A 19,503-nucleotide genomic window follows, 5' to 3' on the forward strand; every position below is an offset into this window, starting at 1 on the left:
AGGAAGTTTTTCAGTTGACAGTTTTTGAGTCAAACAATACTGTCCTAACCGGTATTTCCATTGCTATACAAAGTGTTTCGCTATGAAGCGATGGCACTACAAAATTAGGGCGCAGCACATATTTATAAATCATCAAAACCTTTGATAGCCTGCTTTCCCCTATTCTCTATTCTCTATCCTCAAAACCCTTANTTAGGAATCCCACTTCAGCTGTTGTTCCACTGGTGAGAGGGGTTGATTGATTTCAACGGATGGTGGCTTAGGCGTGACCCAAGTTGAGGTTGTCGGAGGTGAGTCCTCAGGCTGATTACTCTGATTACCAAAGCTAGTGGTGGAGGTTAAGACTGGTTCACGGTCAGACTCTTTGATAACACTGAGGAGAAGCTTATAAGCCTCCGTAAACCGAATAAACTTTTCTTGGGCAAGCTTGTCTCCAGGGTTAATATCAGGATGATACCGACGTGCCAGACGCCGATAAGACTCCTTTACTTCAACCTGCTTTGCTCCTGGATCTACACCCAATAAGCGATAGCAATCAGCCAGATTCATCAATGGGATAAGTAATCAATAAGCGTTTAGACAGACTTATTTTTTTCCTATATATAGAGTACCCTATTCAATAATGTAACTACTTTTCCCTTTATATTACTTGATCAGCGGATCATCGGCATTGCTTAATCAAGGAATGAATATAAGGTGGTGCGTTACGGGACGGGCTATCCCAACACTGGATACGAGGCGCTCAGAGCGAGCCCGTCCCTAACGCACCCTACGCAAATTTATCAGAGTCGGAGAGTTTGAGAGGGAAAAGAATACCCCGTTCTCTTAGGTCTTGAAGTTACCGTAAGGTAGTGGTCGCCTTAATCAATGGAGGCGCGCTTTCCGTTTGAAGAATTAAATTACGGGGTCGCGCCTCAAGTTTTAACCTTTTTCTGCATAGCCTGCCAACCATAAAGGCTCCACTATCCTAAGGTTTCGTCTCCGGGATGAATATTCCGTTTCAAATAGTGTTAATTTAAAAAGTAAGGGTCTCAAAAAAAACTGGGTATTGACCCCACTCAGCTACCTCCGGTGCGGGGGAAAGTCACGCCCTAGGAGAGAACAGCAACGAGCGTTGTTGTGCCTGGGAATCCCCATCCCTCTTCAGGGTGGGGAAGTTCAAACTACTTGATCACCAGATCATCAAACAGCCCTTACCCACCAAGACGGTTAGAACCCACTTTTTGGTAATAAATCAAAGTGTAATTACCGTTAATAACCGGCTTGGCGGCGTAAGTTCTGATCAAATTTACCAGACCAACACTCTAGAGTGCTCTCTGGTCAATGACTTGATCAATCAAGCCATACTCCTTGGCTTCATCCGCTGACATGAAAAAGTCCCGATCCATGTCTTTTTCGATTTTCTCTAGGGCTTGACCGGTATTTTGGGCGTAGATTTCATTGAGTTGATGGCGAATCCGCAAAATTTCCCTAGCTTCAATCTCAATATCCGTAGCTTGTCCACGGGTTCCCCCAGAGGGTTGGTGAATCATAATCCTGGAGTGAGGCAAGGCGATTCGTTTTCCTTTTTTACCTGCAGCTAGCAGGAAAGACCCCATGGAGGCAGCTAGACCAACACAAACGGTGACTACATCGGATTTGATATGCTGCATGGTGTCATAAATAGCCATGCCTGCGGTGACTGAACCACCAGGAGAGTTTATGTAGAGGATAATATCTTTGCTATTATCTTCAGAGTCGAGATATAGCATCACCGCAATGATCTGGTTGGTGATTTCGTCATCAACCTCTTTGCCTAGAAAAATAATGCGTTCCCGGTAGAGACGGTTGTAGATGTCAATCCATTCAGTATACTGACTTCCTGGCATCTGGTAGGGAACTTTGGGCACACCAATTGGCATAATTTGCTCCGAGTTATTACTAGATTGTGGGAAGGTGATAGCACCTCAAGTAGCGTGCGTGGCACAGGCTTCTAGCCTGTGGGTAGCGCTAATCGCTGATAGCACCTCAAGTAGCGTGCGTGGCACAGGCTTCTAGCCTGTGGGTAGCGCTAATCGCTGATAGCACCTCAAGTAGCGTGCGTGGCACAGGCTTCTAGCCTGTGGGTAGCGCTAATCGCTGATTGCTGATAGCACCTCAAGTAGCGTGCGCATAAGCTGATTGCTGATTGCTGATAACTTACAACTTAAGTAATACCAGCAGGAATCGGAGTATCAAGCTCTTGAGGTTCTAGCACCCTGTCGATCAGACCATACTCTTGGGCTTGGTGAGGTGTCATGTAAAGGAAGCGATCCATATCTTTAGCAATTTTTTCTTGGTCTTGACCGGTATTGCGAGACAAGATATTGAGCATCGTCTTCTTATTGGTCAGAACTTCTTGAGCACGAATTTGGATATCCGTGGCTTGACCCTGGGCATAACTCCTGGGCTGATGTAGGACAATAGTGGCATTGGGTAAACTTGCCCGACAGCCTTTGGTTCCTGCGGAGAGGAGCATGGCTGCCATCCCGAGGGCTGAACCAATACAAATAGTGTGGATAGGGGGCTTGATGTAATTTATGGTGTCACAGATGGCAAAGGCTTCGGTTTCAAAACCCACGGGTTGGCCATCGTAACGGGATGTGCCGGTGGAATTGATGTAAATTTTAATGGGCTTGTCTGGGTCGTCGTACTGTAAATACAACAGTTCGGCAATAATTAATTCTGTTACCGCACTCACCAAGGGCATACCCAAATATACAATCCGCTCACTTAACAACAGCGAGGGTAAGTCTGGTGGCGGTGTCCGCTGGGCAGGTCTACCATAGTAGGTGGATTGAACAGCCTGGATGGGTCGTTTCATGATATTTGGGGCTGCAATAATGGCACTATCTCTAACCAGTGTAGCTTGCCATACTTTCTTCGTGCCGGTTACCACCCTAAAGGTTAAAACTGTAACATGGGGGAAAACTTTCTTATTTGGGGGTTATTGTAAGCAGCTCAATGGCTACACCCATGCTGACCGATAGCCTCTACACCCATTATCAATTACCCTTGCTGCCTTAGGAGCTATCTAACATGAAAGTTGGTTTGCACCCAGCCCTTAACGATACTAATATTGATGCTAATCAACCGAGTAGTCAGCGTCAGTTATCCATGGCGATTTCTGCGATCGCTGCTTCCTCTAGTCGAAGTGTACCCTTGAATTTGTGTCTGGTACTCGACCACAGTGGCTCCATGCATGGACAGCCCCTGGAAACTGTCAAGCAAGCAGCAGTGGGGTTAATTGATCGCCTGCAACCGGATGACCGCCTCTCGATTGTGGCCTTTGACCACAGAGCCAAAGTGCTGGTTCGCAATCAACCGATGGGCAACCTAGACCAAATCAAACGAAAGATTAACCGACTTGCGGCTGATGGGGGTACTGCCATTGATGAAGGTCTAAAGCTAGGGGTTAAAGAATTAATTAAAGCTAAACAAGACACTGTATCTCAGGTGTTTCTCCTGACTGATGGGGAAAACGAACATGGAAATAATGAAAGTTGCTTAAAATTAGCTGAACTGGCTGCTGAAAATAACTTGACTATCAACAGTCTGGGATTCGGTTCCAACTGGAACCAAGATATTTTAGAAAAAATTTCGGATATTGCGACTGGTAGCTTGTCTTACATTGAAGAACCAGAGCAAGCCCTGAGTGAGTTTGCACGTTTGTTCAACCGCATGCAGTCTGTGGGCTTAACTAATGCTTATCTGTTGTTGGATTTAATGCCAAAAGTGCGGTTAGCAGAACTTAAACCCATTGCCCAAGTAGCACCAGATGCGATTGAACTCCCAGCACAATCAGAAGGCGATCGCTTTATGGTACGTTTGGGAGATTTGATGACTGATTCACAACGGGTGATTCTCGCTAACTTGTATGTTGGTAAAATGCCAGAGGGTCGTCAAACCATTGCCCATTTACAAGTCAGATATGATGACCCATCCAGTGGTGGACAAGAGTTACTGTCGGAGATCGTGCCAGTCCAGGCAAATTTCCAGGAGGCTTATCAACCAGTTCCCAATCCTGAGGTACAGAAGCATATTCTAGCTTTAGCTAAATACCGTCAGACTCAAATTGCGGAAACAAAATTACAGCAGGGCGATCGCGCTGGGGCTGCCACCATGTTACAAACTGCGGCAAAAACCGCTATCCAGATGGGGGATAAAGGAGCCGCAACGGTACTGCAAACCAATGCTACGATTTTGCAAACTGGGGAAGAGCTCTCAGAAGCTGATCGTAAGAAAACCAGAATTGTGTCTAAGACTCTGTTACAGGAGTAATCAATTGTAGGGGTAATCAATAAGGGTAGGGCATGATCCTTGCCCCCCAATGCCCACAACATTTGCTTCTATCAACAGGACTTACCCAGTAAGTCCTGTGTAAACATCTTGCTATACATCGGATCAGTCTATTAACTCCTCATTATCTAAAGGCTGACTAGGATCGGACTGGCGGGATGCCATCTATTCCTAAAGATATAGGCCGAAAGTAATAACTTAAACAATCACACTTAAACCCTTAGACGTAAACACTTAGATTTCAACACTTATAAATAAGGATTATCAGCCATTATTTGGTTTTATAGGCGTAATTACTGCTAATTACGCCTATTTACTGTTGTTAACTATTTATATTTGAGGCTTTTTACCTTTTTGTCGGGTTTTTACACCTGACTCTATACGGTATGCACTACAAAAAGTATCTGTCAAGACGTTGAAACAAAAAGTTACATAGTGTTATATTTATTTACAGAAAGACGAAAGGAGAAAAAAACCAAATGACTTTCAGCACTAACACCATCACCAAGTCCACTATGTACACCACCGTTGATGAAACCGGAGTCCTCAACAACTACGCCCCTGAAACCGAGATTTACTACGCAGACTTCCCTTCAGTAGAACAGCAGCGTAATTATATTTCCCAAGGTGCTATTGCTAGCTTGTTAGTCAGCTTGTTAATTTTGACCGCCTTCGGTATCAGCTAAACCATTCGTTACTTATTTGACCACTAGCTTGTAAAACACAAAGGAGAAAATGATGACTATTGTAATTGCACTGTTAATTGTTGGTTGGACTGCTGCTGCACTAATTGGTACTCAAGCTTACTTCCGTGGTGAGCAAACCAAGCCCATCCATGAGCGCAACTGGCGTAGTCAGTCTTTCAACAAACTGGCTAAATCCGTCACTGGTCAAGAAACTGACTATAGCGATCGCACTCCCGCCTATGCCATGGATGCTTTTGCTAGCAACTCTCTGCCCAATTCCTAATCAAAAAGCATTTGATACTTTAATCAAGCAATGCTTTAACTGTTAGACCCAAAGCTTGTAAAACACACAAAGGAGAAAAAAACCAAATGACTTTCAGCACTAACACCATTACCAAGTCCACTATGTACACCACCGTTGATGAAACCGGAGTGCTCAACAACTACGCCCCTGAAACCGAGATTTACTACGCAGATTTCCCTTCAGTAGAACAGCAACGTAATTATATTTCCCAAGGTGCTATTGCTAGCTTCTTAGTCAGCTTGTTAATTTTGACCGCCTTCGGTATCAGCTAAATCATTCGTTACTTATTTGACCACTAGCTTGTAAAACACAAAGGAGAAAATTATGACTATTGTAATTGCACTGTTAATTGTGGGTTGGACTGCTGCTGCACTAATTGGTACTCAAGCTTACTTCCGTGGTGAGCAAACCAAGCCCATCCATGAGCGCAACTGGCGTAGTGATTCTTTCAACAAACTGGCCAAATCCGTAACTGGTCAAGAAACTGACTATAGCGATCGCACTCCGGCCTATGCCATGGATGCTTTTGCTAGCAACTCTCTGCCCAATTCCTAAACCAGAGGTCGATGCAGTATTCAGTGCTTACTAAATTGATTCGCTGGTTACAGGAAGAGTTAGAGATTCCTGGGGCTTCCATTGCCCTGGCCCTACGCCAGGGCGAACCAAGCCCAACCTTTTTACCCATGATTCTTTGGCAATACGGACTAATTACATTAGATCAATTAGATCAAATCTTTGATTGGTTGGAAGCCGTCTAAGTCTATTTCTGAATAGAAAGCTTTGCCTAGAGTTGACCATATGATTACTCTATGATCAACTCATCTAAATTGTAGAAGCCTTACTAACACAAGATTGCACAATTAGTAAGCAAAAATACTTATCTAATCCATCTAAATTGTAGAAGCCTTACTAACAAAAGATTTCATAACTAGTAAGCAAAAATACTTATCATAGGCATTTCAAAAATAAGATGGGTTTACCCTGATCAAGTAAGTCTGGAATTTTAGAGTTAATACCAATTCTTAGGGCTGACACCGCTACACGTTAATTTGATCTCCCCATCTCCTTATCTCCTTATCTCCTTATCTCCTCATCTGCATCTGTAGTCCTACTTTGAACAATTGGTATAACTTTTAACCGTACCCTGGTAGGCTAAGAGTGAGGGCTTTCACCCTCTATAACAAAAGCATTTTAAACAAACACTAGTTTGCATTTAACTAGTTTGCATTTATGAGTATTAAAGACAAACCTCAACCCCCTCGATCTCGCCTAATTGGCAATATTCTCTTGTTTTTAGGGGGTTTATTTCTTGTAGCTAACTTATTCTTGCCTGGGTTCTTCGGACAGAAAATCCCTCGGGTACCCTACAGCTTGTTTATTGACCAAGTCCAAGATGGAAAGGTAGCGCGGGTTTATGTTGGGCAAGACCAAATCCAATATCAGCTCAAAGCTGATACTGAAGAGGCAGGACAAATTCTGATCACCACCCCAATCTATGACCTAGAGTTACCCCAACGGCTAGAAGATAAAGGAGTAGAATTTGCTGCTGCTCCTCCCCCTAAACGAAGCTGGTTTGCCATCGTGCTCAGCTGGGTGATACCTCCACTGATTTTTGTTGGCATTTTGCAGTTTTTTGCAGGACGTTTTGGTGGTGGCGGACCCCAAGGTGCTCTTTCCATTAGCAAGAGTAAAGCTAAGGTTTATGTACAAGATGATGCTACCAAAGTTACTTTTAATGATGTGGCTGGGGTAGAAGAAGCCAAGACTGAATTACAGGAAATTGTCGATTTTCTCAAAACGCCCCAACGGTTTACTAACATAGGAGCACGAATTCCAAAAGGAGTGCTATTAGTTGGACCTCCTGGAACGGGTAAAACCCTAATGGCTAAAGCAGTGGCTGGAGAAGCTGGTGTACCATTCTTTAGTATTTCTGGATCGGAATTTGTAGAACTATTTGTCGGTGCTGGTGCTGCCAGAGTTCGGGATTTATTTGAACAGGCCAAAAAGAAAGCTCCCTGTATTATTTTCATTGATGAGTTGGATGCTATTGGTAAGTCCCGTGCTAGTGGTGGTGGTTTTGTTGGTGGCAACGATGAGCGGGAACAAACCCTCAACCAGTTGCTAACGGAAATGGATGGGTTTGCTGCTGGTGATGCTACGGTAATTGTCCTAGCAGCCACTAACCGCCCTGAAACCCTAGACCCAGCTCTGTTACGTCCAGGACGATTTGATCGGCAGGTGTTGGTAGACCGTCCTGACTTAGCCGGTCGCTTGAAAATTCTAGAAATCTATGCTAAGAAAGTTAAGCTTGGGGAAGATGTGGATCTAAAAGCGATCGCAACTCGTACTCCTGGTTTTGCTGGTGCTGACCTTGCTAATCTCGTTAATGAAGCAGCCCTGTTAGCTGCCCGTAACCGCAAGGAAAAAGTAACCCAAGCCGACTTTGCTGAAGCCATTGAGCGAGTAGTAGCTGGTCTAGAGAAGAAAAGCCGGGTGCTCAATGACAAAGAGAAAACCATCGTTGCTTACCATGAAGTCGGTCATGCTCTAGTTGGTGCTTTGATGCCTGGTGGTAGTAAAGTTGCTAAAATCTCCATTGTGCCACGGGGGATGGCAGCACTAGGCTATACCCTGCAAATGCCTACAGAAGACCGCTTCTTAATGGATGAAAAAGAACTCCACGGTCAGATTGCCACCTTGCTTGGTGGACGGGCAGCGGAAGAGATTGTGTTTAATAGCATTACCACTGGCGCTTCCAATGACCTCCAACGAGCTACGGATTTAGCGGAGCAAATGGTAACCACCTATGGCATGAGTAAAGTGCTCGGACCCTTAGCTTACCAGAAAGGTCAGCAGTCAAGCTTTCTCGGAGATGGGATGATGAATCCCCGCCGCAATGTCAGTGATGAAACTGCTAAGGCGATTGATGATGAAGTTAAAGAGATTGTCGAAACAGGTCATCAACAAGCATTAGCAATTCTGAACGAGAATCGGGAGTTGCTCGAAACCATTGCTAAAGAAATATTGGACACCGAAGTAATTGAGGGTGACAAATTGCAAGAGCTTTTGAGTAAAGTTAAGTCTGCCGATAAGGAGCCTGCTGTAGTTTAATCGCAATTTTCAATTGCAAGGAATACAAGGGTTGGGTGCGGAGTTTCCCCGTTCCCAACCCTTTGATTACAATCGTTACAAAGAAATTGAGTATGAAGAGGTGCAATATGAAGCACCAAAGGTTATTTTATAAAAATCGCGGACGCTTGAGGATGAAATTCGGGCAGATCTTGATGCGCTAGAGGAGATGTTGGGATGATTTGCAACACAGTTGAATTCTTTTATCATTGAAACCAAAATGTAATTAATATCTGACGAATTAACATCCTTATAACTTAAATAGGTTAATAGTAGTGTTGTTATGAATGGATTATTTGATATTCTAGAAAAAATCGAAAAATTACCTGGTATGTATATTGGTCGTCCTTCGGTAACCGATTTATTTATGTTTTTAGTTGGCTATGAATATGCTCGCAGTGAGATGGATATTGAGTTGACTGAAGCAGAAGCAAAATTTTATGAGGAGTTTCAACCTTGGCTACAGGAAAAACTGGGGGTTAAGTTGGTTACGTCATGGGCTAAGTTAATTATGCTTTCTTGTCATGATGAAAAAGTAGGTTTTGAATATTTTTTTCGGTTGTTGGCTGAATTTAAACAAAACCATGGCTTGTTAGCTACAGAATCAAGTTCTGAATTTGTGCGTCAATCATGATTATTGATCAAGGTCAAAAAAAATTAGAAACTTGACACCAGGCATCAGCAGTTTCAGTACCTGCACATAGCCATTAGCATCAGCAGGGTTCTCGAACCGAGCGAAAACCACTGGTGGCATCGGTGGTAACAACCTCACCATTACCCATGGGTATAGGCGATGGGACATAATATTAAGTTATCTCCTGTAAAGGGGACCCAGAGCCAGCCTGTGGCCTAGGAAAACTCTTAGGCTGGCTCTTCCCGTGGATTTTATTGTCCACGATTTTAGTATAGCATAAAAAATAACATATTGTAGCATATTATTTAAATTTTTCTAACAATTTTTTTTTTGAGGGAGTAGGGAGTGTGGCAAGTATGGGAAGTGTGGGAAGTGTGGGAAGTGTCCCCCTGATATCAAAGTTTATTGTGGACGAATTAACATCGTTATAACTTAAATAGGTGAATAGTAGTGTTGTTATAAATGGATTATTTGATATTCTAGAAAAAATGGGTTGTTAGCTACAGAAGCAAGTTTAAAATTTGTGCGTCAATAATAATTATTGCTTAAATTAAAAGATGAATTTTTAGTTCAATAATTATAGTTCAATAATGAATTTAAAACTATTAATGATGATTATAGAAAAGTTTAGAGCGCTTGAAGCATAAATAATTTTTGACTTGGACGAACTAGAGAATATTTTGGTATAGGAAATGGGCAAATATGAAAAACTGCTGCAAAAAATTCTTACCGGGACATCCGACAACAACATCAAGTTTTCCGAACTGTGTCAGCTACTCAAAAAATTGGGCTTTGACGAACGAATCAGAGGCGATCACTACATTTTTACCAAGGATAATGTAGAGGAAATCATTAATATTCAGCCCTTAGGGACCAAAGCCAAAGCTTATCAAGTTAGGCAAGTTAGAAATCTAATTGTGAAATACGGTTTAGGAGATAGCGATGTCAGTTAAGTACGAATTAATTATCTATTGGAGTGAATCAGACCAAGCTTTTATAGTGGAAGTGCCAGAATTACCTGGATGTATGGCAGATGGTCAAACTTATGTAGAAGCAGTAACTAATGCAGAAATTATTATCCGAGAGTGGATCGAAACGGCTCAAGAGTTGGGGCGTGATATTCCTACTCCCAAAGGACGGTTAATTTATGCCTAATACATTCCTCTTAGATCAGATTAGAGCCAATTTCCTTCAGCTGCAGGGGATGCTATCTCAAACTCCCCCCAGGGCAAACCCATCTATATTCTCGAAACCTTAATCAGAATTAATAAGCAATAATACTTATTATATTACTCTCATATCCAGTAGGTATTTTTAACTAAAATTTGTTTACCCTAAACAAAATTTGGAAAGCGTGAACCACCCCAGTCCCTTTCACCACAGTCAATACAGCTTGAACAGGCAATAATTTCATGATTTTCGTAGATAAGAGGATATAAGGATAGCTAAATGGCTAAATAAAACTAAATTTGATGAAAAATAAGTGAATAAGCACCTTTGACACCAGACTAATTAGTCTGCTTTAATCTACTGACGTGGGTAAAGAAATGTTAAGTAGCAAAAATCAGTGTTGATAAAATTTGCCGGAAACCCCGACTATGACTATTTCTTGATGCAGTTAGTTATCAAGAAAACCCGTAACACAAAGCCGGTACTCGCTCATGGGGGGGATCCCCAAAACCGCGCTACCTCGCTGCATCGCTTGTCGAAAATTATCCCCATATGACCACGTGACCATCTCCCTACCTATTTTTTCCAAGGTTGAAAAGCCCCTACTAGCACAACAGCTGTACCGGTCGCAATCAGGAATTGAGGAGGGTAATGATTACGGGTATGGCTACTGTGAGTGGGTTTAGCCCGAGCAGCAGGTTAGTAGTAGTAAATACTCATCTTAATAGGATAGCCGCCTAATGTCAACCACAAGGAATGACCCCCTTCACCCTAGAAGAGGCTCTTCATCATGGCTGTGTTGCCATAATTCGCAGTGCAGTGCTCCGGTTGTATTAGACCTTTAGCGTCTATTAAGTCTGTTCTGAGAAATACAGTTTTCTAAAAAAATTTGTCGCTACCCCTAGGAAAATTTGTAAATTTTTGTTACAATACTTAAGTAGCGATGCTAAGGTTAACCTAGTCACTCTTGAAAAAGCAAATCTAAAGAAAATGTAAAATTAGCGTTGCTCAAGCAATGCAGCGAGGTAGCGCCGCCAAAGGGGGTTCCCCCACCATGAGTGACTAGCAGTGCGGCCAAAAGGAGTTTTCCCCACTCGCGCTTTGCATAAAGACATTCAAGAATGAATTTAGATGGTCTGGTTTTGGTACATCCCCCGTTGCTTCCCTAATTTTCGGTGAAGTTTAGGCTTTTGTGCCCTGCCCCGGTGCCCTTGCAGTGGTCGAATTAAATTCGCCGCGAGTCGCACTGGCAAATTGGGGGGCTAGGGGACGGAAATATACCTAGAAATATGCCTTGCCATGTAAATTCTTCCATAGCAGTCGGTACATCCAAACAAGCAATCTCCAAACAACACAATTATGGTTCAAGCTAAACCTAATCCAAGATCACAAAAGCTCTCTCCTTCACAATCAGAGCAGATTATTCAATTCCACCACCCAGAAAAGTACCGCACTTCAGAGTGGTACACCGGTCATGGAGAAATCGCTGCTAGTGGAGATGGTCGCTCTTTTGAAATCTCTGCTACCTATGCGCTAAAGGCAACAGTTAAGTTAGTGGACGGAGTTTTCAACCCTGCCAATCCCACGTTGGCAGAGGTTTACAGTCGTCGCGGTCGTTGTGTGGCAATTGTGGATCAGACCGTAGATGAGCTTTACGGAGCTTCAATTCGCCGCTACTTCGAGGAATATGAAATTCCTCTTAACTTGCAGCCCTGCCGCGCTTGGGAATCTGACAAAACTCCCGAAACCGTCCACCGCTTGCTGAAATTTTTAGGTAAAGATGGCTGCGACGTGTCCCGTAACGAACCCGTACTAGTGGTAGGTGGTGGTGTTCTTAGTGATGTAGCCGGACTTGCCTGCGCCCTGCAGCACCGACGCACTCCTTATATTATGGTCGGAACCACGGTTGTAGCTGCTATTGATGCTGGTCCGTCCCCCCGCACTTGTACCAACGGTGCCCAATTCAAGAACAGCATTGGTTCCTATCATCCTCCGGTAGTGACTTTGGTAGACCGCAGTTTTTTCCGTACTTTGGCGACAGGTCACGTCCGCAACGGTATGGCAGAAATTATTAAAATGGCAGTCACCGATGATCCGGTTCTGTTTGAGTTAATGGAACAATACGGTCCCCGCTTAGTAGAGACTCACTTTGCGACCCTGAATGGGGATGAGAAACTCGCAGCGATCGCTGATACCATCATCTATCGGGCATTGTTTTCCTACATGAAGCATGAAGGAACAAATATGTTCGAGACTTACCAAGACCGTCCCCACGCTTATGGTCACACCTGGAGTCCTCGCTTTGAACCTGCTGCTAAATTGATGCACGGTCATTCTGTCACCATTGGCATGGCGTTCGGCGCGACTTTAGCGGTAGAAATGGGCTGGCTCAAACCAGAAGAACGCGATCGCATTATCGCTTTGTGTCGCTCTCTCGGTCTGTCTGTTTATCACCCCATCCTAGAAGATATTGACCTGATGCTTGAAGGTCAGAAAAATATGCGCCGCAAGCGAGGAGAAGGGGGTTTGTGGGCTCCACTTCCGACAGGGATTGGTTCCTGTGATTATGCTCAAGAGGTATCGTCAAGATTGCTACAAGTAGCCATTGACAAGCATAAGCAGTTATGTTCTTCTTTTCCTGATGATGGAAAAGGCACAGAAATGTACCTCAGTGACCTCGGTCTTAAGTAAAAGGACTAAAAATGAGTAACCTACTAAAAACTCCCCAAACTCCAAGGCCCGTAACTCCCTTAGGAATTTTAGTGCAACAGCTTGAAGGGATAGTCGAGATGGCTCAAGAGGAGAAAGTTCCCGCTTCTCTGATGGCGTCTCTCCAACAAGCACTAGCCCTAGCCGCTGGAATCGACCCTTACCTTGAAGAATGTGCGACTCCAGAGTCTCCTGCCCTAGCGGCCTTAGCCCAGAAAACGGCAACAGAAGATTGGAGTAAGCTTTTCTCAGATGAAGAAACCGTGCGCCAGTTGGAGCAAGAGATGCTCTCTGGGCATATTGAAGGACAAACCCTCAAGTTGTTTGTCTACATGACTAAGGCCAAGCGCATCCTAGAAGTCGGAATGTTTACTGGATATTCCGCTCTAGCCATGGCAGAAGCCTTGCCTGAAGATGGAGAGGTGGTTGCCTGTGAAGTCGATCAATATGTGGCCGACTTTGCCCGTGCTTGTTTTGAAGCGTCTCCCCACGGCAGCAAAATTAAGGTGGAAGTCGCTCCAGCTTTAGAAACTTTAAAAAAGTTGGCAGATGCCCAGGAATCCTTCGATTTGGTGTTTATTGATGCTGATAAGAAGGAGTATGTCGATTATTTCAAGCTCCTGCTAGACAAGGAATTATTAATTCCTGGTGGCTTTATCTGTGTGGATAATACCCTGCTTCAAGGACAACCTTATTTACCCCCAGAGCAACAGACTGCCAATGGAAGTGCGATCGCTAAATTTAACCAGTTTGTAGCGGATGACCCCCGAGTGGAACAAGTGTTACTACCATTGCGAGATGGTCTAACTATCATCCGACGAAACTAAGTAGTCGTAAAAATTTAGGTTGACCGTGAGGTCAAAGGTCAATAGTATCATTCTAATTTTGAGGAACACAATCAAATGCTAATTACAACCTTAAAGAGCAAACTGCATAGAGTTAAAGTAACCGAAGCACAACTGTACTATGAAGGTTCTATTACTATTGACGAAGAACTACTGAAAATTGCCCATATTCTTCCCCATGAAAAAGTACAAATAGTTAATGTTAATAATGGTGCCAGACTAGAAACATATACAATTCCTGGCGAATGGGGTAGCCGGACTATTTGTCTCAATGGCCCGGCTGCTCGGATGAATGAAGTGGGTGACGAAATAATAATTATTACCTACGCTCAAATGACAGAAGAAGAAGCACTTTTGTATCATCCCAAAGTCATTATGGTGAATGAAAAAAATAATCCCATGACTTAAATTATGTATAAAATAATTCTCTTAGAGACATTAATAAACCTAGTTTCTAGGAGAATTTACTATCTAGTAATTTGTATTTTTTTTAATAGCAAAAATAGCAAATATTTAGAGGTTAATAAAATTTTTATTTGCCATAATGTTCTCTAATCAAATCCTAAAATGTTATTAATTTTATTAATGTCAACACGTGTTTATAGTGCTTTCAAAACTCTAGGCACTTTAACATTGTTATTACTAATAGCACCATTTAATTTAATCAAAATTTTGCCAGCCGTTTTGTTTAATACTTTATTGAAAAAAAATCACAAAAAAGAATTAAATAAAGACCATAAAAATATCTTGTTGACGGGTGCAAAAATGACAAAGTGTTTACAACTTGCTCGTTTATTTGATGAAGCAGGACATAAAGTTTTTATGGTAGAAACAAACAAATACTGGTTATCAGGGAATAGATTTTCTAAAGCTGTTACAGGTTTCTACACTGTACCCAATCCTAAAAAAGATTGGAATGGTTATTGTCAGAAATTATTAGATATCGTAAAAGAAGAAAATATAGACATATTTATCCCAGTATCCGGTGTAGCACTAAACTATTATGAATCTCTGGTCAAACCCGTTTTATCTGAACATTGTGAAGTCTTTCATTTTGATATAGAGATTAATCAAATGTTAGATAATAAGTTTACATTTATTGAAAAAGCAAAAAGTTTTGGCTTGACTGTTCCCAAATCATTTTTAATGACTAAACCAGAACAAATTATTAACTTTGATTTTGCGACTGATGGGAGTCAATATATTCTAAAAAGTATTCCCTATGACTCAGTGCGTCGTTTAAATATGACAAAATTACCCATGAATTCAACACAAGAACTGAAGCAATTTGTAAAAAGTTTACCTATTACTGAAGAAAACCCCTGGATTATGCAGGAATTCGTTAAAGGTAAAGAATATTGTACCCATAGCACAGTAAGGCAAGGAAAAATTAGACTACATTGTTGTTGTGAATCATCCGAGTTTCAAGTCAATTATAAACATGTTGATAATCCCAAAATTTACAAGTGGATAGAAAAGTTTGTAAAGGAATTAAATTTAACTGGACAAATTTCATTTGACTTTATTCAAACAGAAGATAATCGAGTTTATCCGATAGAATGTAACCCAAGATCTCACTCAGCTATTACTACATTTCACGACCATACCAAAGTAGCAGATGCTTATTTAAACGACAGTAAATATGATAATGAAGACCCAGTAATTCCATTGCCAAATAGCAAACCAACTTATTGCACTTACCATGAACTTTGGCGACTGACAGAAATCAGATCTTGGGGACAATTGAAAGCTTGGGTAAGAAAAATTAGTGAAGGAACAGATAGCATTTTTCAGTTCAATGATCCTCTACCATTTTTGATGGTACATCACTGGCAAATTCCTTTATTATTGCTGGATAATTTAAAGAAATTAAAAGGCTGGGTGATGATCGACTTTAACATTGGCAAATTAGTAGAGTTAGACGAAGAGTCCTAAAAATCAAAATATAGGTAACCCGCAATCAAAACCCCCTGATTACGTGTTAGTTAGCAGAAATGTTAAACCCTGACTGACAACGCTATCAGCAATCGCTACAGGTTTTATTGTTTACGCTATTAATCAGATACACCAAATTAATAAAACATTTTCAAAAGCAATTTTTTTTACTACAAGGGTGACCGAAATTTATATTATTAATTATGCGCTCGGTGCTTAATTATGTTTTAATTAACCTTATCAAAAAATGAATGCTCCAACGAAATTGTCACGGCTACAGTCTCTCGACTCCTTACCGATAGATTGCTTAGCTGCATTAATAGGCAGCATAATTTGTTTCTCTTTTTCACCAATTTTTATCCGTTTCAGTGAACTAGAAATGGGGCCAAATGCTACAACATTTAATCGTTTCTGGATTGCGGCTGTTGTCTTTGGACTACTGAGTAGCTTTTTAAATGTGCGTCACCAAAAGAAGGAGACTGAACCTGAAGGAAAGAACACTCATCTGAGACCAGAAACAAGGGTACTGATTGCAGATGGGGTGCTTGTATCGATGGGTTTGATAGCTTGGGCTTGGTCTTTAACCCAGACAAGTGTTGCTAACTCTAGCATCATGCATCATATGGCTCCCATATTTACTATCTTAGGAGGATGGCTAGCTTTTGGTCAGCTCTTTGACCGTCGATTTATCCTGGGTATCTTTGTTGCGATCGCGGGAGTAACCTTACTCGAAGTAAATGACCTGTTATCATTGAGCCTTGCTCAACAGCTACCAGGGGATTTCGCAGCTTTACTGTCAGCAGTGTTTTTTGGTGTACACTCATTAATCACAGAGCAACTTCGCACTAAGTTTAAAAGTGTGACAATTATGACTTGGTCTTCAACAACCAGTTTTCTGTTTATATTGCCTGTTGCTGTAATCACCGAAGAGCAACTTTTTCCGAGTTCCGTAACTGGGTGGTTTTCAGTCATCGCCCTAGCCTTCGTTGGTCAAATGCTGGGTGTAGGACTTTGGACTTATTGTCTTAAAAAGATATCTTCCGGGTTTGCTGGCCTAGTGGGGTTGGTTGTTCCTGTTCTCAGTTCCTTCGAAGGTTGGGCAATTTTTTCAGAACCTGTTGGTTTTTTGACTTTAGCCAGTTTGCTTGTAGTCTTATTGGGAATGTATTTAGCGCTATCTAGTAGATCTGCGATCAAGTCTGGAGTTTAGTATTCTAGTTAATTTAGCTTGAAGCATTCAAATCACTATAAAATTAGCAAAATTAAATTTATTAAATTAGACCATAGCAATTCTAGGACTTGTGAGGTACACAATTTCTAGATTTTAGGGAACAGGGAACAGGAAATAGATAAGATAAAATAGTGATGCTCTACATTTATATAGGGCATCAACGTCAAAGAATACTGTACCTCATTAGTACTATAAACGCTATATTTAAATATCATAGTAATTTATGAAAATATTTTTATTTTTTAATTTATAAATTAATGATATAATCTAATATATATAGTGTGAATATTTAGTTTTTTGATAATTTTCGAATAAAAGGTAAAAACAAGGTAAATAGGAGGTAAAACAATGAACACAATTACACCATTAGATGTCCCTTCTGCAATCCAAAAACGACGCTCGATTAGAGTTTTTAAGCCTGACCCGATTGAGCCAGCACTAATACAGCAGCTGATTAATCTGACAGTAGCTGCTCCTAGTGCTTCCAATGTACAACCATGGCGAATTGTTGTAGTCCAAAATCCGGAAAAAAAAGCAGCATTGGCGAAAGCTTATCCTGATGCAGATGACGTTACTGAATTTAATCCTAAGCTTTACAGCCGTCAAGAAATTATTGCTAGTGCGCCAATAAGCTTTGTCTTTACTGCAGATATCAACAGCTGGAAAAAAGCACCAGACATTTTAGAGGAAGCCAAGGATAATGGGACATACTCTGACCAGGTGGTAAACTACATGCTGGAAAAAGGTATCCCTGCATTAGTGGAACAACTAGGAGATAAATCTCGCGAATGGGCAGTTCAAGATACCATGGTGGCAGCGACCCATTTAGTTCTGGCAGCAGAAAGTTTAGGTTTGTCAACCTGTATGATCAATCACCCTTTAGAGGACAAAGTCAAAGAGGTGATTGGAATTAGCAATATGCCTGACATCGCTACCGTTGTGCTTGTAGCTGTAGGTTATGCAGCAGAATCAAGAAAAAATATAGGCCGTTTACCCTTGTCAAGCAATGTGTTTATAGATACGTTTGGTAACCCAATCCAGTAAAACTACACCACAATTTGCTAAAAACGTCTAACTATAAGTAGTATAGGCGTTTTTACTGGGTGATATCAACCTTTTAAATCTATAACTAAGAGAACAAGAGGTAACAATAGTTGTCTTTTAGCATTCAATAGTTGTCTGTTTGACACAGTGACATTTATAGACTTTAGTGTTAACTAGTTTTCCAACTAATTAACACAGTTAATTTATGATAGTCATTTATTTGATTTATTGAGTTTACTATTTCTTTAATTTACTACCAAAAACAACATCAAAAATAAATAAAAAGTTCACGTTTTACTAAACATTTTATAGGTATAGGTGTTATGGTTAATTCTATTAACGATATTCCTTTCACAAATAAATAATAAAATGAATGCTCAAGGTAAATTATCACGGATACAGTACATATCTTCATTTCCTATAGATTCCTTGGCGGCCTTAATAGGTAGCCTAATCTGTCTGTCTTTATCACCAATTTTTATCCGTTTAAGTGAATTAGAAATAGGACCAAATGCTACGGCATTCAATCGTTTCTGGATTGCAGCTGTTGCCTTTGGACTACTGAATAGCTGGTTAAATGGGGGTCAGCAAAAGCAGTATGCTGAACCTGAAGCACATAAAACTCCTCTGGGAGCAGAAACAAGGCTACTGATTGCAGATGGTTTGCTGTTAGCGATGGGTACAGTATGTTGGACTTGGTCTCTAACCCAGACGAGCGTTGCTAACTCTAGCATTATCCATAATTTGATTCCAATATTTGCTATCTTAGGAGGGTGGCTAGCATTTGGTAAGCTCTTTGACCGTCGATTTATCCTGGGTATGTTTGTTGCGATCGCCGGAGTAATGTTACTAGAAATAAATGAGCTGTTTTCATTTAGAATAGGCTCACAAATAGTAGGGGATTTAGCAGCGTTAGTCTCAGCAATATTTTTTGGGGTACACCCATTAATAGCTGAGCAACTTCGCACTAAGTTTAACTCTGTGACGATTATGACTTGGTCTTCAACAACTAGCTGTATATTGCTATTACCTGTTACGGTTTTTGGTAAAGAGCAACTTTTTCCAAGTTCCTTAACTGGGTGGTTTTCAGTCATCGCCCTAGCCGTCGTTGGTCAAATGTTGGGTATAGGGCTTTGGACTTATTGCCTCAAAAAGATATCTTCAGGGTTTGCTAGCCTAGTTGGCTTGATTGTTCCTGTTTTCAGTGCCTTGGAAGGTTGGGCGATTTTATCAGAGCCTATTACTTTTTTAGCTTTAGTCAGTTTTGTGGTGATCTTAGTAGGAATGTATTTGGCCATTTCTAGCCGATCGGCTATTAAATCTCCCATTGAATCGGCTAATAGTTAAGTTTAACTACTGCATCTATCAAAATTTGGTACTATGGCGTTGTTTAAGCTATTAATGTAAAAATTGTAGGTTGTATGTTTTAGGGAACAGGGAACAGGGAACAGGGAACAGTAAAGTCAGAAGATGGAAAAGGTAAAAAAATAATCGTACCT

General features: G+C 41.3%; 23 protein-coding genes. 19 read left to right on the forward strand and 4 right to left on the reverse strand.

What is annotated here, in order from left to right; all coding sequences use genetic code 11:
• Positions 1-192: 192 nt before the first annotated feature.
• From F6K52_RS01815 to F6K52_RS01825, 3 genes are all read right to left on the reverse strand, one after another.
• Positions 193-549, reverse strand: a complete 357-nt coding sequence (locus F6K52_RS01815) for a J domain-containing protein (protein WP_293073135.1) — start codon at positions 547-549, stop codon at positions 193-195.
• 755 nt (positions 550-1,304) lie between these two features.
• On the reverse strand, positions 1,305-1,901 hold the full coding sequence (locus tag F6K52_RS01820) for an ATP-dependent Clp protease proteolytic subunit (protein WP_075900331.1): 597 nt from the start codon (positions 1,899-1,901) through the stop codon (positions 1,305-1,307).
• A 284-nt stretch (positions 1,902-2,185) separates the two neighbouring features.
• Complete coding sequence (locus F6K52_RS01825; RefSeq protein ID WP_070396724.1) at positions 2,186-2,842, reverse strand: ATP-dependent Clp protease proteolytic subunit; 657 nt, start codon at positions 2,840-2,842, stop codon at positions 2,186-2,188.
• Between the two features lie 19 nt (positions 2,843-2,861).
• Between F6K52_RS01825 and F6K52_RS01830 the strand changes: the two genes are divergently transcribed.
• The 9 genes from F6K52_RS01830 to F6K52_RS01870 all read left to right on the forward strand — a co-directional run bounded on the left by F6K52_RS01830 (position 2,862) and on the right by F6K52_RS01870 (position 9,070).
• Positions 2,862-3,008 (forward strand): hypothetical protein, encoded by a 147-nt coding sequence (locus F6K52_RS01830; protein WP_293073137.1) that lies wholly within the window; start codon positions 2,862-2,864, stop codon positions 3,006-3,008.
• A gap of 49 nt (positions 3,009-3,057) precedes the next feature.
• Positions 3,058-4,299 (forward strand): VWA domain-containing protein, encoded by a 1,242-nt coding sequence (locus F6K52_RS01835; protein WP_293073140.1) that lies wholly within the window; start codon positions 3,058-3,060, stop codon positions 4,297-4,299.
• Between the two features lie 497 nt (positions 4,300-4,796).
• The gene (locus tag F6K52_RS01840) at positions 4,797-5,003 is read left to right on the forward strand and encodes a ssl1498 family light-harvesting-like protein (RefSeq protein WP_070393417.1); all 207 of its coding nucleotides are present in this window, start codon (positions 4,797-4,799) and stop codon (positions 5,001-5,003) included.
• A 52-nt stretch (positions 5,004-5,055) separates the two neighbouring features.
• Positions 5,056-5,286: a hypothetical protein gene (locus F6K52_RS01845; RefSeq protein ID WP_293073143.1), complete on the forward strand. Its 231-nt coding sequence runs from the start codon at positions 5,056-5,058 to the stop codon at positions 5,284-5,286.
• A gap of 86 nt (positions 5,287-5,372) precedes the next feature.
• A complete protein-coding gene (locus F6K52_RS01850; protein ID WP_075900325.1) occupies positions 5,373-5,579 on the forward strand; it encodes a ssl1498 family light-harvesting-like protein in 207 nt (68 codons plus the stop codon).
• A gap of 52 nt (positions 5,580-5,631) precedes the next feature.
• Positions 5,632-5,862, forward strand: coding sequence for a hypothetical protein (locus tag F6K52_RS01855; protein ID WP_293073146.1), 231 nt, complete (start codon positions 5,632-5,634; stop codon positions 5,860-5,862).
• 11 nt (positions 5,863-5,873) lie between these two features.
• A complete protein-coding gene (locus F6K52_RS01860) occupies positions 5,874-6,065 on the forward strand; it encodes a DUF2949 domain-containing protein (RefSeq protein WP_293073149.1) in 192 nt (63 codons plus the stop codon).
• 472 nt (positions 6,066-6,537) lie between these two features.
• Positions 6,538-8,418 carry an ATP-dependent zinc metalloprotease FtsH4 gene (gene ftsH4, locus F6K52_RS01865; protein WP_293073152.1) on the forward strand — a complete coding sequence of 627 codons (1,881 nt, stop codon included), beginning with the start codon at positions 6,538-6,540 and terminating at the stop codon, positions 8,416-8,418.
• Between the two features lie 301 nt (positions 8,419-8,719).
• A complete protein-coding gene (locus F6K52_RS01870) occupies positions 8,720-9,070 on the forward strand; it encodes a hypothetical protein (protein ID WP_293073155.1) in 351 nt (116 codons plus the stop codon).
• Here F6K52_RS01870 and F6K52_RS01875 read toward each other — a convergent pair whose 3' ends face one another.
• Entirely contained in the window at positions 9,071-9,238 is a 168-nt protein-coding gene (locus tag F6K52_RS01875; protein WP_293073158.1) for a hypothetical protein, read from the reverse strand.
• A gap of 524 nt (positions 9,239-9,762) precedes the next feature.
• Here F6K52_RS01875 and F6K52_RS01880 point away from each other — a divergent pair.
• The 10 genes from F6K52_RS01880 (at position 9,763) to F6K52_RS01925 (ending at position 19,351) form a co-directional block, all read left to right on the forward strand.
• Positions 9,763-10,023 (forward strand): type II toxin-antitoxin system HicA family toxin, encoded by a 261-nt coding sequence (locus F6K52_RS01880; RefSeq protein WP_293073161.1) that lies wholly within the window; start codon positions 9,763-9,765, stop codon positions 10,021-10,023.
• Complete coding sequence (locus F6K52_RS01885; protein ID WP_293073164.1) at positions 10,013-10,225, forward strand: type II toxin-antitoxin system HicB family antitoxin; 213 nt, start codon at positions 10,013-10,015, stop codon at positions 10,223-10,225. The genes F6K52_RS01880 and F6K52_RS01885 overlap by 11 nt, the downstream gene beginning before the upstream one ends.
• A gap of 412 nt (positions 10,226-10,637) precedes the next feature.
• On the forward strand, positions 10,638-10,796 hold the full coding sequence (locus F6K52_RS01890; RefSeq protein ID WP_293073167.1) for a hypothetical protein: 159 nt from the start codon (positions 10,638-10,640) through the stop codon (positions 10,794-10,796).
• 803 nt (positions 10,797-11,599) lie between these two features.
• The gene (locus tag F6K52_RS01895; RefSeq protein WP_293073170.1) at positions 11,600-12,931 is read left to right on the forward strand and encodes a sedoheptulose 7-phosphate cyclase; all 1,332 of its coding nucleotides are present in this window, start codon (positions 11,600-11,602) and stop codon (positions 12,929-12,931) included.
• Between the two features lie 11 nt (positions 12,932-12,942).
• Complete coding sequence (locus F6K52_RS01900; protein ID WP_293073173.1) at positions 12,943-13,776, forward strand: class I SAM-dependent methyltransferase; 834 nt, start codon at positions 12,943-12,945, stop codon at positions 13,774-13,776.
• A 75-nt stretch (positions 13,777-13,851) separates the two neighbouring features.
• Complete coding sequence (gene panD / locus F6K52_RS01905) at positions 13,852-14,202, forward strand: aspartate 1-decarboxylase (protein WP_293073176.1); 351 nt, start codon at positions 13,852-13,854, stop codon at positions 14,200-14,202.
• 177 nt (positions 14,203-14,379) lie between these two features.
• Positions 14,380-15,729, forward strand: a complete 1,350-nt coding sequence (locus F6K52_RS01910; RefSeq protein WP_293073179.1) for an ATP-grasp domain-containing protein — start codon at positions 14,380-14,382, stop codon at positions 15,727-15,729.
• Positions 15,730-15,976: 247 nt separating this feature from the next.
• The gene (locus tag F6K52_RS01915; RefSeq protein ID WP_293073182.1) at positions 15,977-16,939 is read left to right on the forward strand and encodes a DMT family transporter; all 963 of its coding nucleotides are present in this window, start codon (positions 15,977-15,979) and stop codon (positions 16,937-16,939) included.
• 369 nt (positions 16,940-17,308) lie between these two features.
• Positions 17,309-18,004: a nitroreductase family protein gene (locus tag F6K52_RS01920; protein WP_293073185.1), complete on the forward strand. Its 696-nt coding sequence runs from the start codon at positions 17,309-17,311 to the stop codon at positions 18,002-18,004.
• A gap of 369 nt (positions 18,005-18,373) precedes the next feature.
• Positions 18,374-19,351 carry a DMT family transporter gene (locus tag F6K52_RS01925; protein WP_293073187.1) on the forward strand — a complete coding sequence of 326 codons (978 nt, stop codon included), beginning with the start codon at positions 18,374-18,376 and terminating at the stop codon, positions 19,349-19,351.
• The last annotated feature ends 152 nt before the right edge of the window (positions 19,352-19,503 follow it).

This window comes from Moorena sp. SIO3H5 (assembly GCF_010692395.1).
Classification (GTDB): Bacteria; Cyanobacteriota; Cyanobacteriia; order Cyanobacteriales; family Coleofasciculaceae; genus Moorena.

What these genes read in the sequence shown, in the direction of transcription:
- F6K52_RS01920 (WP_293073185.1), top strand. Translation starts at nt 17,309, where the DNA reads ATGAACACAATTACACCATTAGATGTCCCTTCTGCAATCCAAAAACGA.
- F6K52_RS01885 (WP_293073164.1), top strand. Translation starts at nt 10,013, where the DNA reads ATGTCAGTTAAGTACGAATTAATTATCTATTGGAGTGAATCAGACCAA.
- F6K52_RS01925 (WP_293073187.1), top strand. Translation starts at nt 18,374, where the DNA reads ATGAATGCTCAAGGTAAATTATCACGGATACAGTACATATCTTCATTT.
- F6K52_RS01870 (WP_293073155.1), top strand. Translation starts at nt 8,720, where the DNA reads ATGAATGGATTATTTGATATTCTAGAAAAAATCGAAAAATTACCTGGT.
- F6K52_RS01815 (WP_293073135.1), bottom strand. Translation starts at nt 549, where the DNA reads ATGAATCTGGCTGATTGCTATCGCTTATTGGGTGTAGATCCAGGAGCA.
- F6K52_RS01835 (WP_293073140.1), top strand. Translation starts at nt 3,058, where the DNA reads ATGAAAGTTGGTTTGCACCCAGCCCTTAACGATACTAATATTGATGCT.
- ftsH4 (WP_293073152.1), top strand. Translation starts at nt 6,538, where the DNA reads ATGAGTATTAAAGACAAACCTCAACCCCCTCGATCTCGCCTAATTGGC.
- F6K52_RS01820 (WP_075900331.1), bottom strand. Translation starts at nt 1,901, where the DNA reads ATGCCAATTGGTGTGCCCAAAGTTCCCTACCAGATGCCAGGAAGTCAG.
- F6K52_RS01855 (WP_293073146.1), top strand. Translation starts at nt 5,632, where the DNA reads ATGACTATTGTAATTGCACTGTTAATTGTGGGTTGGACTGCTGCTGCA.
- F6K52_RS01910 (WP_293073179.1), top strand. Translation starts at nt 14,380, where the DNA reads ATGTCAACACGTGTTTATAGTGCTTTCAAAACTCTAGGCACTTTAACA.
- F6K52_RS01850 (WP_075900325.1), top strand. Translation starts at nt 5,373, where the DNA reads ATGACTTTCAGCACTAACACCATTACCAAGTCCACTATGTACACCACC.
- F6K52_RS01900 (WP_293073173.1), top strand. Translation starts at nt 12,943, where the DNA reads ATGAGTAACCTACTAAAAACTCCCCAAACTCCAAGGCCCGTAACTCCC.
- F6K52_RS01875 (WP_293073158.1), bottom strand. Translation starts at nt 9,238, where the DNA reads ATGTCCCATCGCCTATACCCATGGGTAATGGTGAGGTTGTTACCACCG.
- F6K52_RS01830 (WP_293073137.1), top strand. Translation starts at nt 2,862, where the DNA reads ATGGCACTATCTCTAACCAGTGTAGCTTGCCATACTTTCTTCGTGCCG.
- F6K52_RS01880 (WP_293073161.1), top strand. Translation starts at nt 9,763, where the DNA reads ATGGGCAAATATGAAAAACTGCTGCAAAAAATTCTTACCGGGACATCC.
- panD (WP_293073176.1), top strand. Translation starts at nt 13,852, where the DNA reads ATGCTAATTACAACCTTAAAGAGCAAACTGCATAGAGTTAAAGTAACC.
- F6K52_RS01860 (WP_293073149.1), top strand. Translation starts at nt 5,874, where the DNA reads ATGCAGTATTCAGTGCTTACTAAATTGATTCGCTGGTTACAGGAAGAG.
- F6K52_RS01895 (WP_293073170.1), top strand. Translation starts at nt 11,600, where the DNA reads ATGGTTCAAGCTAAACCTAATCCAAGATCACAAAAGCTCTCTCCTTCA.
- F6K52_RS01840 (WP_070393417.1), top strand. Translation starts at nt 4,797, where the DNA reads ATGACTTTCAGCACTAACACCATCACCAAGTCCACTATGTACACCACC.
- F6K52_RS01825 (WP_070396724.1), bottom strand. Translation starts at nt 2,842, where the DNA reads ATGAAACGACCCATCCAGGCTGTTCAATCCACCTACTATGGTAGACCT.
- F6K52_RS01845 (WP_293073143.1), top strand. Translation starts at nt 5,056, where the DNA reads ATGACTATTGTAATTGCACTGTTAATTGTTGGTTGGACTGCTGCTGCA.
- F6K52_RS01915 (WP_293073182.1), top strand. Translation starts at nt 15,977, where the DNA reads ATGAATGCTCCAACGAAATTGTCACGGCTACAGTCTCTCGACTCCTTA.